Source organism: Variovorax boronicumulans, assembly GCF_040544675.1.
In the GTDB taxonomy this organism is placed as follows: Bacteria; Pseudomonadota; Gammaproteobacteria; order Burkholderiales; family Burkholderiaceae_C; genus Variovorax; species Variovorax boronicumulans_D.
In genome coordinates this window covers 208664-224845 of sequence record NZ_JBEPKK010000005.1, presented here as the reverse complement: position 1 = coordinate 224845, position 16182 = coordinate 208664, and the positions used below count along the sequence as shown (strand labels likewise).

General features: G+C 68.0%; 17 protein-coding genes. 10 read left to right on the top strand and 7 right to left on the bottom strand.

Going from position 1 to position 16182, the window contains the following annotated elements; all coding sequences use genetic code 11:
• Nucleotides 1-27: 27 nt before the first annotated feature.
• Entirely contained in the window at nucleotides 28-924 is an 897-nt protein-coding gene (locus ABIC90_RS11685) for a LysR family transcriptional regulator (protein WP_354354278.1), read from the bottom strand.
• A 131-nt stretch (nucleotides 925-1055) separates the two neighbouring features.
• Here ABIC90_RS11685 and gtdA point away from each other — a divergent pair, with 131 nt between their 5' ends.
• The 10 genes from gtdA to ABIC90_RS11635 all read left to right on the top strand — a co-directional run bounded on the left by gtdA (nucleotide 1056) and on the right by ABIC90_RS11635 (nucleotide 11026).
• Nucleotides 1056-2144 (top strand): gentisate 1,2-dioxygenase, encoded by a 1089-nt coding sequence (gene gtdA, locus ABIC90_RS11680; protein WP_354354277.1) that lies wholly within the window; start codon nucleotides 1056-1058, stop codon nucleotides 2142-2144.
• 69 nt (nucleotides 2145-2213) lie between these two features.
• Entirely contained in the window at nucleotides 2214-2918 is a 705-nt protein-coding gene (locus ABIC90_RS11675; RefSeq protein WP_354354276.1) for a fumarylacetoacetate hydrolase family protein, read from the top strand.
• Between the two features lie 124 nt (nucleotides 2919-3042).
• Nucleotides 3043-4323, top strand: a complete 1281-nt coding sequence (locus tag ABIC90_RS11670; RefSeq protein WP_354354275.1) for a 3-hydroxybenzoate 6-monooxygenase — start codon at nucleotides 3043-3045, stop codon at nucleotides 4321-4323.
• 57 nt (nucleotides 4324-4380) lie between these two features.
• Nucleotides 4381-5358 (top strand): Bug family tripartite tricarboxylate transporter substrate binding protein, encoded by a 978-nt coding sequence (locus ABIC90_RS11665; protein ID WP_354354274.1) that lies wholly within the window; start codon nucleotides 4381-4383, stop codon nucleotides 5356-5358.
• Between the two features lie 83 nt (nucleotides 5359-5441).
• Nucleotides 5442-6419, top strand: coding sequence for a Bug family tripartite tricarboxylate transporter substrate binding protein (locus tag ABIC90_RS11660; RefSeq protein WP_354354273.1), 978 nt, complete (start codon nucleotides 5442-5444; stop codon nucleotides 6417-6419).
• Nucleotides 6419-7774, top strand: a complete 1356-nt coding sequence (locus ABIC90_RS11655; protein WP_354354272.1) for an FAD-dependent oxidoreductase — start codon at nucleotides 6419-6421, stop codon at nucleotides 7772-7774. The genes ABIC90_RS11660 and ABIC90_RS11655 overlap by 1 nt, the downstream gene beginning before the upstream one ends.
• An 80-nt stretch (nucleotides 7775-7854) precedes the next feature.
• Nucleotides 7855-8532: a hypothetical protein gene (locus ABIC90_RS11650; protein WP_354354271.1), complete on the top strand. Its 678-nt coding sequence runs from the start codon at nucleotides 7855-7857 to the stop codon at nucleotides 8530-8532.
• Nucleotides 8533-8645: 113 nt separating this feature from the next.
• Nucleotides 8646-9527 carry an acyl-CoA thioesterase gene (locus ABIC90_RS11645; protein WP_354354270.1) on the top strand — a complete coding sequence of 294 codons (882 nt, stop codon included), beginning with the start codon at nucleotides 8646-8648 and terminating at the stop codon, nucleotides 9525-9527.
• 25 nt (nucleotides 9528-9552) lie between these two features.
• Nucleotides 9553-10161 (top strand): glutathione S-transferase, encoded by a 609-nt coding sequence (locus tag ABIC90_RS11640; protein WP_354354269.1) that lies wholly within the window; start codon nucleotides 9553-9555, stop codon nucleotides 10159-10161.
• Between the two features lie 151 nt (nucleotides 10162-10312).
• Complete coding sequence (locus tag ABIC90_RS11635) at nucleotides 10313-11026, top strand: SDR family oxidoreductase (RefSeq protein ID WP_354354268.1); 714 nt, start codon at nucleotides 10313-10315, stop codon at nucleotides 11024-11026.
• 7 nt (nucleotides 11027-11033) lie between these two features.
• On the opposite strand, the gene ABIC90_RS11630 is transcribed toward ABIC90_RS11635, so the two are convergent.
• From ABIC90_RS11630 to atpE, 6 genes are all read right to left on the bottom strand, one after another.
• Nucleotides 11034-11762 carry an ABC transporter ATP-binding protein gene (locus tag ABIC90_RS11630; RefSeq protein WP_354354267.1) on the bottom strand — a complete coding sequence of 243 codons (729 nt, stop codon included), beginning with the start codon at nucleotides 11760-11762 and terminating at the stop codon, nucleotides 11034-11036.
• Nucleotides 11759-12514, bottom strand: coding sequence for an ABC transporter ATP-binding protein (locus ABIC90_RS11625; protein ID WP_354354266.1), 756 nt, complete (start codon nucleotides 12512-12514; stop codon nucleotides 11759-11761). The genes ABIC90_RS11630 and ABIC90_RS11625 overlap by 4 nt, the downstream gene beginning before the upstream one ends.
• Entirely contained in the window at nucleotides 12511-13491 is a 981-nt protein-coding gene (locus ABIC90_RS11620; protein WP_354354265.1) for a branched-chain amino acid ABC transporter permease, read from the bottom strand. Before ABIC90_RS11620 ends, ABIC90_RS11625 begins: the two co-directional genes overlap by 4 nt.
• On the bottom strand, nucleotides 13488-14408 hold the full coding sequence (locus tag ABIC90_RS11615; protein WP_354354264.1) for a branched-chain amino acid ABC transporter permease: 921 nt from the start codon (nucleotides 14406-14408) through the stop codon (nucleotides 13488-13490). Before ABIC90_RS11615 ends, ABIC90_RS11620 begins: the two co-directional genes overlap by 4 nt.
• Before the next feature lie 130 nt (nucleotides 14409-14538).
• Nucleotides 14539-15744 carry an ABC transporter substrate-binding protein gene (locus tag ABIC90_RS11610; RefSeq protein ID WP_354354263.1) on the bottom strand — a complete coding sequence of 402 codons (1206 nt, stop codon included), beginning with the start codon at nucleotides 15742-15744 and terminating at the stop codon, nucleotides 14539-14541.
• A gap of 195 nt (nucleotides 15745-15939) precedes the next feature.
• Entirely contained in the window at nucleotides 15940-16179 is a 240-nt protein-coding gene (atpE, locus tag ABIC90_RS11605; RefSeq protein ID WP_354354262.1) for a F0F1 ATP synthase subunit C, read from the bottom strand.
• Nucleotides 16180-16182 lie beyond the last annotated feature (3 nt).

The following is a 16182-nucleotide window of genomic DNA, read 5'->3' as shown; positions in this document are numbered from 1 at the left end:
CGCCGCCCGTCGTTTCCGCATGCACGCTCAGCTGCCGCTGAACAATTGCGCCAGCGTGCGCCGAAGCCAGGCGTTGCCCGGGTCCGCGTGAAAGCGCTCGTGCCAGTGCTGCTTGACCGCGTAGTCCGCCAGCGCGAAGGGCATCTCCAGCAGCTTCACCGGCTCCTGCGTGGCCAGCACCTTGCCCAGGATGCGCGGCACCACCACCAGGAGTTCGGTGTGCGCCACGATCCGCGCGACGCTCAGAAAGCTCGACAGCCGCACCACCACGTTGCGCTGGAGGCCGAGCCGCGCGATGGTCGTGTCGACGATGGCATGCCCGGTGCCTGACGTGGACACCACCGCATGCGCCTCCGCCTCGAAGCGCTTGCGCGTGAGCCTGGCGCCGATGCGCGGATGGTTCTGCGCCGCCAGGCACACGAAGTTCTGCATGAACAGCGTCTGCTGGTAGAAGCCCGCGTCCAGCTGCGGCATGAAGCCCACGGCCAGGTCGACCTCGCCGTCCTGCAGGCGGCGGCCGCTGTGGGTGGAGATGATCTCGGTCTCGATGTGCACCCCCGGCGCCACATGCCGCAGGTGGTCGAGCAGGCCGGGCAGCAGCACCACTTCGCTGATGTCGGTCATGCAGATGCGAAAGCGCCGCTGCGCCCGTTCGGGCTCGAAGCTGCTGCGGTTGCCCTGGGCCTGCGCCAGCTGGGCCAGCACCTCGCGCAGGTGCGGGCGGATGCGTTCGGCATGCGGCGTGGGCTGCATGCCCTGGGCGGTCCGGGTGAAGAGGCGATCGTCGAAGTGCGCGCGCAGCTTGTTGAGCGCGGTGCTGGCCGCGGCCTGCGCCATGCCCAGCCGCTCGGCGGCCCTGGAGACATTGCCGGTCTTGTAGACCTCGTCGAACACGGCGAGCCATTCGAGATCGAGCTTGGACATGGGGGCTTTCCGGGCTTTGCTGCTTAGGGCGAAAGACACCATTATCGAAATTTCGAATTCCGTGTATTGGCTGCCGGTCTTGAGGAAATAGTGGGGCAGCTCAACAATGGCCGCAACGGAGACACCCACGCATGAACCCCGCTTCCGCAAGCGCCGCAAAAAGCAGCGCCCCGGCCAACGCCGCCGAGCGCCGCGACTACTACGCCCGCATCCGCCCCCTGAACCTCAGCCCGCTGTGGGAATCGCTGCACGCCCTGGTGCCGCGCGAGCCGCAGACGCCCTGCGTGCCCGCGCTCTGGCGCTACGACGAGATCCGCCCGCTGTTGATGGAATCGGCCGAGCTCATCACCGCCGAGGAGGCGGTGCGCCGCGTGCTGGTGCTGGAGAACCCGGCGCTGCCGGGCAACTCGTCGATCACGCAGTCGATCTATGCGGGGCTGCAGCTCATCATGCCGGGCGAGGTCGCGCCCTCGCACCGCCATGTGCAGTCGGCGCTGCGCTTCATCGTCGATGGCAAGGGCGCCTACACCACGGTGGGCGGCGAGCGCACCACCATGCACCCGGGCGACTTCATCATCACGCCCTCGTGGGCCTGGCACGACCACGGCAACGAAGGCATCGAGGGCGTGAGCGAACCGGTGGTGTGGCTCGACGGGCTCGACATTCCGATGCTGCGCTTCTTCGACGCCGGCTTTGCCGAGAACGACGATGCCAAGGTGCAGCACGTCGCGCGGCCCGAAGGCCACAGCCTCGCGCGCTTCGGCCACAACATGGTGCCGGTGCGGCACGACCACGTGTCGGCCACCTCGCCGATCTTCAACTACCCCTATGCGCGCAGCCGCGAGGCGCTGGCGCAACTGCAGAAGCAGGAAGCACCCGATGCGTGGCTCGGCCACAAGCTGCGCTACATCAATCCGCTGACGGGTGGTTCGCCGATGCCGACCATCTCCACCAACCTGCAGCTTTGCCCCAAGGGCTTCGCCGGCAAGACGCACCGCGCGACCGATGGCGCCGTCTACAGCGTGGTCGAAGGCCACGGCATCGCCGAGATCGCGGGCCAGCGCTTCGAGTTCGGGCCGCGCGACACCTTCGTCGTGCCGTCCTGGGCGCCGCTGCGCCTCTTGTCGCCGGCCGAGGACGTGGTGCTTTTCAGCTTCTCCGACCGCCCCGTTCAGCAGGCCATGGGCATCCTGCGCGAAGCCTTTTTCGAAGACGCCTGAAAAAGCCGGGCGACTCTCTTCCATTTCATTTTTTCGACCGTGTGCCGCCGCGTGCGGCAGGAGCCCCTCATGTCCTTCGTTTTCACGCCCCCTTCGATCGTGGGCCTGCCCATCGTCGATTCCGACAAGCTCTTCCCGGTGCGCCGCGTCTACTGCGTCGGACGCAACTACGCGGCGCATGCCCGCGAGATGGGTTTCGACCCTGACCGCGAGCCGCCGTTCTTCTTCTGCAAGCCCAATGACGACGCCTCGGTCGTTCCCGTGGCCGAAGGCCAGACCGGCGCCATTCCGTACCCGCCGCTCACCAGCAACTACCACTACGAAGCCGAGCTCGTGGTCGCCATCGGCAAGGGCGGCAAGGACATTCCGGTCGATGAGGCTTCGGGCCACATCCACAGCTACGCCGTGGGCCTGGACATGACGCGCCGCGACCTGCAGATGAAGATGCGCGAGCAGGGCCGCCCGTGGGAAATCGGCAAGGCCTTCGACTTCTCGGCGCCCGTCGCGCCGCTGCGCACGCTGGCCGACGTGGGTGAGATCAACGCGGGTGCGATCACGCTCGAAGTCGACGGCCAAGTGCGCCAGAACAGCGACATCACGCACCTGATCTGGTCGGTCAACGAAGTCATCGCCAATCTCTCGACGCTCTTCACGCTGCAGCCCGGCGACCTGATCTTCACCGGCACGCCCGAAGGCGTGGGCGCGGTGAAGGCGGGGCAGACGATCAAGGTGAGCATCGAGCGGCTGCCGTCGCTCACGGTTCGCATCGAGTGATACGGAATGCGGTCGATCTTCAGAGCCGTTCGGGCTGAGCTTGTCGAAGCCTCGCGCAGCGCTTCGACAAGCTCAGCGTGAACGGATTTTTCTTGAACACAGTTTGTACGAGGCCGCAGTTCCCATGAGCGCATTCCCCTCAGAAAAAAGACGCCCCACCGTGCTGCTCGTCGGCGGCGGCATCGGCGGCATGGCCGCGGCGCTCGCACTCGCGCGCCTGGGCGTTTCCATCGACCTCCTCGAGCAGAGCGCTGCCATCGGCGAGATCGGCGCGGGCCTGCAGCTCGGTCCCAATGCTTTCGCGGCGCTCGACGCGCTGGGCGTGGGCGAGGCGGTGCGCCGGGGCTCGGTGTTCACCGACCGGCTGGTGATGATGGATGCGGTCGATTGCGGCGAAGTGGCCTCGGTGCCCGTGGGCGAGGCTTTTCGCGCGCGCTTCGGCAATCCGTATGCGGTGAGCCACCGCGCCGACCTGCACGGCGCGATCCACGAGGCGGTGAAGCAGCATCCGCTGATCCGCTTCCACACCTCGGCGCAGGTCGATTCCATCGACACCGGCGCGCACGGCGTCACAGCGGTCACGCGCGACGGACGTCGCTTCCAGGCCGACGCGATCGTGGGTTGCGACGGCGTGAAGTCGGTGGTGCGCGCCAAGCTCATCGGCGATGCGCCGCGCGTCTCTGGCCACGTCGTGTACCGCGCGGTCGTGCCCGCGGCCGACATGCCCGCCGACCTGCGCTGGAACGCGCCCGTGGTCTGGGCCGGCCCCGACTGCCACCTGGTGCACTACCCGCTGCGCCACGGCGAGCAATACAACCTCGTCGTCACTTTCCACAGCCGCGAGCAGGAAGAGTGGGGCGTGACCGACGGCAGCAAGGAGGAAGTGCTCTCGTACTTCGAGGGCGTGCACGCGCGCCCGCGCCAGCTGCTGGACCGGCCCACCTCGTGGCGTCGCTGGAGCACCGCCGACCGCGACCCGGTCGCGCGCTGGAGCGAGGGCCCGGCCACGCTGCTGGGCGATGCCGCGCATCCCATGATGCAGTACCTCGCGCAGGGCGCCTGCATGGCGCTGGAAGACGCGGTGACGCTGGGCGCCGCCGTGAAGGCCTGCGATTTCGACATGAGCGCCGCGTTCAAGCTGTACGAAGCCGCACGCATCGCCCGCACGGCGCGCGTGGTGCTGTCGGTGCGCGAGATGGGGCGGCTGTATCACGCCAAGGGCGTGGAGCGGCTGGTGCGCAACAGCCTGTGGGCGGGGCGCACGCCCGAGCGCTTCTACGATGCGGTCGAATGGCTCTATGCGTGGCGTCCGGCGCATTGCCTGGACGATGCGCCGGGGACGCTGCGGCCGGCCGCTGTCGCGCAGCAGGGCGCCAAAGCGCCAGCCGTGCTTTCGTCGCACTGAAACGACTTTCTTTCCATCATCACTATTCGAGGCCACAGGCCCAGGAGACAAGACACCATGAACTTCTCGCGCGCATTGCTGACCGGCGCTCTCGCCCTCACCGCCACCGCCGGCGCGTTCGCCCAGGCGACCGATTTTCCGAACAAGCCCGTGACCCTGGTCACGCCTTTCGCGGCAGGCAGCGGCCCCGACGCGGTGCTGCGCCTGGTCTCCGACAAGCTCTCGCGCCTCTGGGGCCAGCGCGTGCTGATCGACAACAAGCCCGGCGGCGGCGGCTTCATCGCCATCGACCAGGCCCGCCGCGCGGCGCCCGACGGCTACACACTGCTGCAACTGGACAGCGAGCACATCGCCGCGCTGCCACACCTGTACAAGTCGAAGAATTTCGTGACGCTGCAGCACTTCGACCCGGTGGCCTCGCTGTTCCGCACGCCTTTCTTCGTGGCGGTGGGCACCGATTCGAAGTGGAAGACCATGGGCGACCTGATCGCCGCCGCCAAGGCCGAGCCCGAAGGCGTGGTCTACGGCTCGTGGGGCGTGGGCAGCCCCGGCCACCTGGGCGCGCAGCAGCTGGAGGCGCTCACCGGCATTCGCATGCGGCATGCGCCGTACCGCGAGGTGTCGCAGCTGTATTCCAACGTCGGCACGGGCGAGGTGCCATGGGCCTTCGCGAGCATCCCGTCGAGCCAGGGCATCTACAAGGCCGGCAAGCTGCGCTACATCGCGGTTGCGGCGGCCAAGCGCATTCCGCAGATGCCCGAGGTGCCGACCATGGCCGAAGCAGGGGGACCGGCGTCGCTGGAGGTCAACTCCTTCGTCTCGCTGCTCGCGCCCAAGGGCGTGCCGGCGGCGGTGAAGGCAAAGATCAACGCCGATGTGGCCAAGGTCATCGCCGACCCGGAGATCCGCGCCCGCTTCGACACCTTCGCCTTCGAGCCGCTGGCCTGGTCGCCGGAGGAGATTCAGCGCAATGCCGAAGCCAAGTCCAAGGTGTACGGCGAGCTGGTGCGCAGGGGCAACATCAGCCTGGAATAGCGGGTTCTGCACCTTGCCCGGGCTTCGGCCCGGCAGTTAAGCTGACCCGCTGTTTACTTTCGACAACATTCACCTCCCTCGCCATGCAAGCCAAAAAACGAGCCCTCCTGATTGCCTGCGGCCTCGCCGCCGCCACCCTGCTGCCCGTGGCCGCCAGCGCACAGGGCACCGAGTGGCCGACCAAGCCGATCCGCCTGATGGTGGGCTTTCCGGGCGGCTCCACGCCCGACATCGCGGCGCGCACCATCGCCGAGCCGCTGGGCAAGGCGCTCGGCCAGCCGATCGTGGTGGACAACAAGGCCGGCGCCTCGGGCAACATCTCGGCCGACCTGGTGGCCAAGGCCACCGACGACCACACGCTGGGCATCGTCATCAACGGCAACCTCACCTCGTCGAAGATGCTGTACCCCAAGCTGCCCTACGACCCGGTCAAGGACTTCACGTACCTCTCGCTGATCGCCACCGCCCCGCTGGTGCTGGTGGCGCAGAACAACCTGCCCTCGGGTGCGGCCTTTTTCGACGCGGCCCGCCAGGCCGGCGACAAGTGGAACTACGGCTCGGTGGGCGTCGGCTCGGTCGGCCACCTGGGCATGGAACTGCTCAAGAGCCGCGCGGCCGGCTTCAACCCCCAGCATGTGCCCTACCCGGGCAACCCGCAGGTCATTACCGCCATGCTGGGCGACCAGGTGCAGATGGGGCTGATTCCGCCGGGCGTGGCCATGCCGCAGATCCGCGCGGGCAAGCTCAAGGCCATCGGCCTGACCGGTGGCCGCAGCGCGCTGGTGCCCGAAATTCCGCCGCTGGCCGAAGCCGGCGTGAAGGACTTCAACCTGGAGGTGTGGGTGGCGCTGCTCGGCCCGGCCAACCTGTCGAAGACCGCGCAGGCGCGCATCGGCCGTGAGCTCGCCATCGTCATGAAAGACCCGGACGTGCGCCGCAAGCTCTTCGAGCAGGGCTGGCAGGCCGTGGGCACCTCGCCGGACGGCATGCGCACGCGCGTCAACGAAGAGGCGGCGATCATGACGAAGATCATTTCCACCCGCGGCATCAAATTGCAGTGATGGCAGTCCTGCCGCACACCCTGACCGAACCGGCGCGCGAGCTGCCGGTGTTTGGCGAATACGACGTGGTGGTGGTCGGCGGCGGCCCCGCCGGCATCGCCGCCGCGGTGAGCGCCGCGCGCCACGGCGCCAGCACGCTGCTGGTGGAGCGCTACGGCTTCCTCGGCGGCATGGGCACCGCGGGCGGCGTGACCAACTTTGCGGGCCTGTACGGCAAGCGCAACGGCCAGATGACGCTGCTGGTGCGCGGCGTGGCCGACGACCTGCTCGAACGCATCGGCGCGCTCGGCGGCCTCAACACGCCGCAGGACGGCATGCAGGGCCGCATCCGCGTGCGCTCCTACGACACCTCGGCCTACAAGATCGCGGCCGACCAGTTGCTGGTCGATGCGGGCGTGAACCTGCTGTTCCACGCCTGGGCGGCGGCGGTGGTCCGCGACGGTGACCGCATCGCGGCGCTGGTGGTGGAAACCAAGTCGGGCCGCCAGGCGATTCGCGCCAATGCCTTCATCGACGCCAGCGGCGACGCCGATGTGGCGGCCTTTGCGGGCGTGCCTTTTGAAGTGGGCGACGGCCATGGCAGCGGGCTCTTTCCGACCACCATGTTCCGCGTCGGCCAGGTCGATGCGCCACCCGCGCTCGCGGCTGTCGGTGAATTCAAGGCCATCAACGACCTGATGGCCCGCGTGCAGCAACAGAAGCCCGGCGTCTACAAGTTTCCGCGCGAAGGCGCGATCCTGCGGCCCAACATCGATCCGCGCGAATGGCGCGCCAACGTCACGCAGATCCGCAATGCGGCCGGCCGCGCGATGAACGGTGTCGATGCGCGCGAACTCACCGAGGGCGAGCTCGAAGGCCGCCGCCAGATCGCCGAGTACTTCAAATTCATGAAGGCCGAGGTGCCCGGCTTTGCGCACTCGGCCATCGTGGAGATCGCGCCGCAGGTCGGCATTCGCGAAACGCGCCGCATCGAGGGCCTGTATGCGCTCACGGGCGAGGACATCCTTTCGTCGGCGAGCTTCGACGACAGCATCGGCATCAACGCCTGGCCGATGGAAATGCACGCCGACGGCCGCATCGAATGGGCCTTTCCGCGCGACGACAACCGCACCTACAACCAGCTGCCCTGGCGCATGCTGGTGCCGCGCCAGGTCGACAACCTGCTGGTGGCCGGCCGCTGCGCCGCGATGACGCACGAAGGCCAGTCGGCCGCGCGCGCGAGCGGCGGCTGTTTCGTGATGGGGCAGGCCGCGGGCACGGCGGCTGCGTCGCTGGGCGGCGCGAAGTTCGCCAGCGTCGATGTGCCGGCGCTGCAGAAAAAGCTGGTCGCCGACGGCGCCGACATCGACCGCTGAAGGCGCCGGACACGCGGTATGGCGCTAGAGTCCGGGGCTTGATGAACTCGAACCCCGGGCGAAAAGTGAACCTTCTTTCCTTGTCGACTTCCGCGCGCCGCGTTTTCCTTGTCGCTTGCTGCGCCGCGCTCGGCCTTGCGCAGTGGGGTTGCGCGAGTGCTCCCGACGACGGGCCCGTCCGGGGCAAGGACGAGATCCTCAGTCTCCTGGCGAGCAAGGACGGCCGGCGCATCGTGATTGCCGGCGAAAAGTACCACTACGTGCTGGTCGGCGATCCGGCCGTGGCGTCGCTGCTGCGCTGGGAAAACCGCGTCAAGATCACGCCCGCTCTGACCGCCGAATTCAAGGTGGCCCCCGACCAGAGCGTCGAAGGCCAGTACGTGCTGATGGCGTACGACGCCGACCTCACGCCCGAGGACAGGCGCTTCCTGGTTGCAACCGGCTTTGCGAAAACCGAAGTGAAATACGGCGACCGCACCGGGACGGCGCTGCGCTATTTCGGCAGCATCAAGGGCGCCCGCTACCTGGCCGGGCCGATCAGGAAGACCGACGCGGTCGACTTCTCCAGGACCCACTACCTGCACTACGTCGAACTGCGGACGATCAGCGGCGATGCCGCCGCCAAGCCCGCGGCCACGCCGCTGGCCTACGGCCCCGACGGCACGCTGCTGGCCGGCGGGGTGCCCGTGTTTCGGGTCGAGGGCGGAACGGACATCAGCTGCCGCGCCAGCGTCATGGGCTTCTGCCTCTACAGATAGCGCAGACAGCGGCACTGCTGACCGGCGGGCGACAGCGCGCCCGCCCGGCCTTTGCTATGGTGGCGGGTTGCCTTTTGTCGCGTTGACCGCGTTCTCTTTTCGATGCTTTCCCGATGACCACCGATCCCGCCACCGCCGCCCGCCTCGTGGCGGAACTCGTCGCCCTCATGCAGCTGGCCCCGCTGGGCGGCGACCGCTTTCTCGCCCAGAGCGAAGACATCGGCACCCCGGCCGTCTTCGGCGGCCAGGTGCTCGGCCAGTCGCTCGCGGCCGCGAGCCTCACGGTCGGTGCCGACCGGCCGGTGCATTCGATGCACGCCTACTTCCTGCTGCCGGGTGAGCATGCGCCCATCGAGTACAGCGTGGACCGCGTGCGCGACGGCCGCAGTTTCACCACCCGCCATGTGGTGGCGCGCCAGGGGGACCGGATCATCTTCGAGATGTCGGCGTCGTTCCAGACGGTGGACGAGGGCGTGGAACACCAGCTCGCGATGCCCGACGCCGAAGGCCCCGAGGGATTGGTCAGCGAACTCGACCAGCGCCGAGCGCTCGGCGATCGCCTGCCCGAGCGCTGGCGCATCAAGGGCCTGGAGCCGCACGGCATCGAGTACCGCCGCGTCGAGGCCGACGACCTGATCACGCCCGCCGTGCGGCCGTCGGAAAGCGCCATCTGGATGCGCGCCATCGCGCCGCTGCCCGACGACCCGGTGGTGCATCGCGCGCTGCTCGCCTACGCCTCCGACCACGGCCTCCTGCGCGCCGCGATGCTGCCGCACGGCCTGAGCTTCATGAGCGGCCAGGTGCGCCCCGCAAGCCTGGACCACGCGATGTGGTTCCATCGCGATTTCCGCATGGACGACTGGCTGCTCTACGTGCTCGACTCGCCCAGCGCGAGCGGCGCGCGGGGCCTGTGCCGCGGCAGCCTGTTCACGCGCGACGGGCGGCTCGTGGCCTCGACCGCGCAAGAGGGCATGTTGCGGATCGCCAAGCGCTGAGAACCAGAACCCAAGGACAGACCCAATGAAGATCTTCCACTCGCCCGCTTCGCCGTTCGTGCGCAAGTGCATGGTCGTCGCTCACGAACTCGGCATTGCCGACCGCATCGAGAAGCTGCCCAGCGCGGCGGGCCCGGTCAAGCGCGACGCCACCATCCTCCCGAAGAACCCGCTCGGCCAGGTGCCGACCTTCATCTGCGACGACGGGCAGGTGCTGTACGACAGCCGCGTGATCTGCGAATACCTCGACGCCACGCATTCGGGTGCACTGTTCCCCGCCGATGGCACCGAGCGCTGGGCCCGCCTCACCGAGCTCGCACTGGCCGATGGCATGACTGGTGCCGCATTGCTTGCGCGCTACGAAACCATGCTGCGCCCTGAAACCCTGCGCTGGAACGACTGGACCGAGGGCCAGCTCGCCAAGGTGCGCACTGGACTCGAATGGCTTGAGACGGCGGCACCGTCGTTCGGTGAGCGTGTCGACATCGGCACCATCGCGTTCGGTTGTGCGCTGGGCTATATGGACTTTCGATTTCCGTCTGTCGATTGGCGTGCTTCAGCGCCACATACCGCGAAGTGGTTCGAGGTGTTCAACCAGCGGGCGTCGATGCAGGCGACTTTGCCGACGGTCTGAGCTCTGTTCAGGGCGGCGATCACGCCGACGGGGTGCCTTGCTCCGCGAATGTCCTCCGCCCTTCACGGAGGGGAGTACCCGGTGTCCTGTGCACCCGCCCCGAATCCTTGGCTAAATTCGACCCTCGCGTGAAACCAACCAAGGACTCCGAATGTCTTCAGAAGCACAGAAAAAAGTAGCCATCGTCACAGCCGGCGGCAGCGGCATGGGCGCAGCAGCCGCCCGCAAGCTCACGGACGACGGCTTCCGCGTCGCCATCCTCTCGTCGTCGGGCAAGGGCGAGGCGCTGGCCCAGGAGCTCGGTGGCATCGGCGTGACGGGCTCGAACCAGTCGAACGACGACATCCAGCGGCTGGTCGACAAGGTCACGAGCGAATGGGGCCGCGTCGACGTGCTGGTCAACAGCGCGGGCCACGGTCCTCGCGCGCCGATCCTGGAGATCACCGACGAGGACTGGCACCGCGGCATGGACGTCTACCTGCTGAGCGCCGTGCGCCCCAGCCGCCTCGTGGCGCCGTTGATGGTCAAGCAGGGCGGCGGCACCATCATCAACATCTCCACCTTCGCCGCCTTCGAGCCCGACCCCGTGTTCCCGACCTCGGGCGTGTTTCGCGCAGGACTCGCGGCCTTCACCAAGCTCTTCGCCGACAAGTACGCCGCCGACAACGTGCGCATGAACAACGTGCTGCCCGGCTTCATCGACAGCCTGCCCGAGAAGGAGGTGTTCCGCGAGCGCATTCCGATGGGCCGCTACGGCAAGAGCAGCGAGATCGCGGCTGTCATCGGCTTCCTCGCGTCCGAAGGCGCGGGCTACATCACGGGGCAGAACCTGCGCGTGGACGGCGGCATCACGCGCTCGGTTTGACGCGGTCCTACACGCCCAGGTAGCGCGTCCACAGCGACCGGTCGGCGTCCAGCGCGGCCGAGTCGCCCTGCCACACCACGCGCCCGCGTTCGAGGATCACATGCCGGTCGGCCAAGGGCAGCAGGCGCTGCACGTACTTGTCGACCACCAGGATCGCTTCGCCTTCGGACTTGAGCGTGGCGATGCAGTGCCAGATCTCCTCGCGGATCACCGGCGCCAGGCCTTCCGTGGCTTCGTCGAGGATCAGAAGGCGCGGGTGCGTGGAGAGCGCGCGCGCAATCGCCAGCATCTGTTGCTCGCCGCCCGAGAGCTGGTTGCCCGCGTTGGCCTTGCGTTCCGCCAGGCGCGGGAACAGGCCGTACAGCGCCTCGACCGTCCAGCGCGGTGCGCTGCCCGGGCGCGGCCGTGCGAAGGCGCGCAGATGCTCGTCCACGCTGAGGTTCGGGAACACATGGCGCCCCTCGGGCACGATGGCCACGCCGCGCCGCGCAATGGCGTCGGGCTTGTGGCCGCCGATGGCATCGCCGCCGAAATGCACCTGGCCGCGCATCGGCGGGAGCGTGCCGGTCAGCACCTTCAGCAGCGTGCTCTTGCCCATGCCGTTGCGGCCGAGCAATGCGAGCACTTCGCCCGGGCCGATGCGCAGGTCGATGCCGAACAGCACCTGGCTCGCGCCGTAGCCGGCCTCGATGGCCTTCGCTTCGAGCAAGGTCTTCGTTGTCGTCGCGGTGCTCATGCGTGTCCCTCTGCTTCCGTTCCAAGGTACACCGCCTGCACGTCAGGATGCCCGCGCACTTCGTCGGCCGTGCCGCTCATCAGCACGCGGCCCTGCACCAGCACGGTGAGCCGATCGGCCAGGCGGAACACCGCATCCATGTCGTGCTCGATCAGGAGGATGGCCATGGATTCGCGCAGCGATTCGATCAGGTCCACCATGCGCGCTGATTCGTCGGGGCCCATGCCGGCCATCGGCTCGTCGAGCAGCAGCAGCTTGGGCTCGGCCGCGAGCGCCAGCGCCACGTCGAGCGCGCGCTGCGCACCGTGCGGCAGTGTGCCCGCGATGCGATGGCGCTCGGCGCCCAGGCCCACGCGGTCGGCCAGCGCTGTGGCGCGCCTGACCAGGTCGGCTTCGCCCGAACGCGCGCCCATGAAGCGCAGGCTGCTGCCCGCATGGGCCTGCGCCGCGAGCATCAGGTTGTCGTGCACGGTCTCCTTGGCGAACACGCGCGTCACCTGGAAGCAGCGCGACATGCCGGCCGCCACGCGCTGGTGGTCGCGCAGCCTGGTGATGTCGATCTCGTCCAGCAGGATGCGGCCCGCGTCGGCCTTCAAGAGGCCGGTGATCAGGTTCACCAGCGTGGTCTTGCCCGCGCCGTTGGGGCCGATGAGCGCATGCACTTCGCCGCGCTCGACGGTGAGGTCCACGTGGTCGGTCGCGAGCAGGCCGCCGAAGCGCTTGACCAATCCTTCGATTCTGAAAAGGCTCATGATTTGCTCCCTCGCCCCTCTGGGGAGAGGGTTGGGGTGAGGGGCAAGCGGCGCTTGTACAGTGCGGCCAACCCTTTGGGCGCCCACAACGCAACGGCAATCAACAGCAACCCGAGCGGCATGTGCCAGTGCTCCGTGTGTTGTTTCAGGAACTCCTCCAGCAGCAGCCAGACAGTGGCGCCGACCGGCCCGCCCCAGCTGCGGCCCAGGCCGCCGATGACCACCATCACCAGCAGCGTTGCCGACTGGGTCCAGTGCATCGTTGCGGGACTGACGAAACCGTTGCCACCGGCAAGCAGCGCGCCTGCCAGTCCGGCGATGGCGCCGGCGATGGCGAAGGCCACCAGCTGCAGCCGGAACACCGGATAGCCCAGCGCACGCATGCGCGTCTCGTTGTCGCGGATGCCCATGAGCGCATGGCCGAAGCGCGATTGCGTCGCGCGATGCAGCCACCAGAGCGCGAGCGCCACGATGACCAGCACCACCCAGTAGAAGTTCGATTCGTTGCCCAGGTCGATGCCGGGCAGCAGCGTCGGCCTGCTCATCAGCGTGTAGCCGTCGTCGCCGCCATAGCGGCGCAGCGACACCACCACGAAGTACAGCATCTGCGCGAAGGCCAGCGTGGTCATGATGAAGTAGACGCCGCGCGTGCGCAGCGCCACCGTGCCGATCAAGGCGGCGACCAGGCCGGCCACCAGCGCGGCCAGCGGCCACATCACCCAGGCCGACACGACGCCCGCATCGCTGAGCGCCACCACCGTGTACGCACCCATGCCGATGAAGCCCGCATGCCCCAGCGCCACCATGCCGCCGAAGCCGAGGATGAAATTGAGGCTGGCCGCGGCCAGCGCCACGACGAGCACGCGCCGCACGAAGCCGATGTAGAACTCGAGCCCGAAGAGCGGCGCGATCAGCGGAAATGCCGCGAGCAGCAGGAAGACCAGCCCGAGGCCGATATAGCGTGAGGAGTGCTTCATGCGCGTGCCGAGAACAGCCCCGAAGGCCGGAAGATCAGAACAATCACCATCAGCGCGTACATCGCGACCTCGGCGAAGAGCGGGCCCAGGTCGGCCGCGGTGGCCGGCGGCAGCGTGGCGCGCAGCAGCATCGGCACGAAGGCGCGCCCGACGGTATCGACCACGCCCACCAGGAGGGCCGCCACGAAGGCGCCGCGCACCGAACCGATGCCGCCGATCACCAGCACGACAAGCGCGGGGATCAGGATGGCCTCGCCCATGCCCACCTGCACCGCGACGATCGGCCCCATCAGCGCGCCGGCCAGCGCGGCCAGCGCCGCACCGAGCAGGAACACGCCGTTGAAGATGCGGCCCACGCGCACGCCCATCAGCTCGGCCATCGGCCGGTCGGACGCGCCCGCGCGCACCCGCATGCCGATGCGCGTGTGGTTGACCAGGAGGTACAGCGCCAGCGCCACCAGCAGCCCGCCGACCAGGATCACCAGGCGGTAGGAGGGGTAGGGCAGGCCGTCCAGCAGATTCACCGGGCCGGAGAGCGCGGCAGGCGTGGGCGCCATCACCGGCGAGGGGCCCCACACCATCTTGACGATGTCGTCGGCCACCAGGATCACGCCGAAGGTGGCGAGCACCTGCGCGAGGTGGTCGCGCGTGTAGAGCCGGCGCATCAGCAGCACTTCGAGCAGCAGCGCCACCACGACGGTGACCGCCACCGCGATGACGATCGCGGCGGTGAACGAGCCGGTGCGCGTGTGCGCCTCGGCCGCCACGTAAGCGCCCGACATGAACAGCGAGCCGTGCGCGAGGTTCAGCACGTCCATGATGCCGAACACCAGCGTGAGCCCCGCCGCCAGCAGGAACAGCATCAGCCCGTAGCCGAGGCCGTTGAGCAGCTGCTCAAGAACAAGAATTCCACTCATAGGACGAAGAAGAGGTTTGCCCGCGTTTTCATTCGAGGAACACCGAGGAACCGGCTTTGCCGGGCCTCAGGTGTTGCCCCCGGTAGGGGGTAGGAGAAGCGACACGAAGTGCGCGGAGCCTGGGGGCGAGCTACTTGAGCGGGCACTTGTCGGCGTACGAGTCGCCGTAGTTCGTGAGAACCGTGTTGATCAGCTTGTTCGTGACCTTGCCCTGTGCATCCTTGCCGACCACGCGCAGGTAGAAGTTCTCGATCGGAAAGTGGTTGTTCGCGTACTTGAAGTTGCCGCGCGTGGACGCGTAGTTGGCCTTCTTCAGCGCGGCGACCACGGCTTCGCGGTTCTGCGCGTTGCCGCCCGCCTGCTTGACGGCCGCGTCCATCGCGAGGATCGCGTCGTAGGCTTGCGCCGCGTACACCGACGGATAGCGGCCGTTGTATTCCTTGCGGAACGCGGCCACGAAGGCCTTGTTGGCGGCGTTGTCCAGGTCGTGCGCCCAGTGCGAGGTGTTGAACAGGCCGAGCATCGGCTCACCGACGGCGCCGATCACGTCTTCGTCGGCCGAGAAGCCGCTGGTGACCAGCGTGATGTCCTTGGACAGGCCCGCGCCCACGAACTGCTTGATGAAGTTGATGCCCATCGCGCCGGGCAGGAAGAAGTAGATCGAGTCGGGCTTGGCCGCGCGCAGCTGCGCGAGTTCGGCGGCGTAGTCGATCTGGCCGAGCTTGGTGTAGAGCTCGTCGGCCACCTGGCCCTTGAACTGGCGCTTGAAGCCGCCCAGCGCATCTTTGCCCGCGGGGTAGTTGGGCGCGATCAGCACGGTCTTCTTGAAGCCGCGGTCTTGCGCGAACTTGCCGGCGGCTTCATGGAACTGGTCGTTCTGGTAGGCGGTGCCGAAGAAATACGCATTGCACTGCGCGCCCGCGAACTGGCTGGGGCCGGCATTGGCCGAGAGGTAGGGCACCTTGGCGTTGAAGAGCGTCGGGCCCACGGCCAGCGCCACGTTGGAGCCGATGGGGCCGCTGAAGATGTCGATCTTGTCGCGCTGGATCATGCGGTCGACCAGCTGCTTGGCCTGGTCGGGGCTGCCGGACATGTCGGCCTGCACGAATTCGACTTCCTGCCCGCCGAGCTTGCCGTTCAGCTGCTTGATGCCGAGCGCGAAACCGTCGCGCGCCTCGGCGCCCAAGGCCGCGAAAGGCCCCGAGATGTCGAGGGCCAAACCCACCTTCACGGGGGCGGCCACGGCCGACATCGCGGTACCAAGGGCTGCGCCGCAGAGCAGCAGCGAGAGCAGGGTGCGCGGCAGCGCGGGCGACTTCGGGGACAGATGGCTCATGGGTTCTCCGGCTGGGAAGGATGAAACGACTTGCCGGCACTGCGGCATGCAGCACCGGCGGCATCGGACCGTTGATAGCTAAATACTTTAACTGTAAACAATTCGGTGTCAACGGTGCTAGCACGAATGGTGCCAGTGACGCATGTCACTTCCTGGTGCGGCGGCCCGGTTTGCCAGGGCCGATTTGCCGGGGTTTCAGCCGAAGGGGCTGGCGGTTGCGAACCACAGGGCGATGCCGGTGGCGATGATGAACGCGCCGTCGGTCACGCCCGCGACGAGGAAGAACTTGGTCTGCAGCAGGTCGACCATTTCGGGCTGGCGCGCGGTGCCGTCCAGAAACTTCTGGCCGACCAGCGCGATGCCGATGCAGGACCCGAGCGCTGCGATGCCGATCAGCAAGGCGACGGCGAGGGGAAGGATGTTGAAGCCGGTCATGGT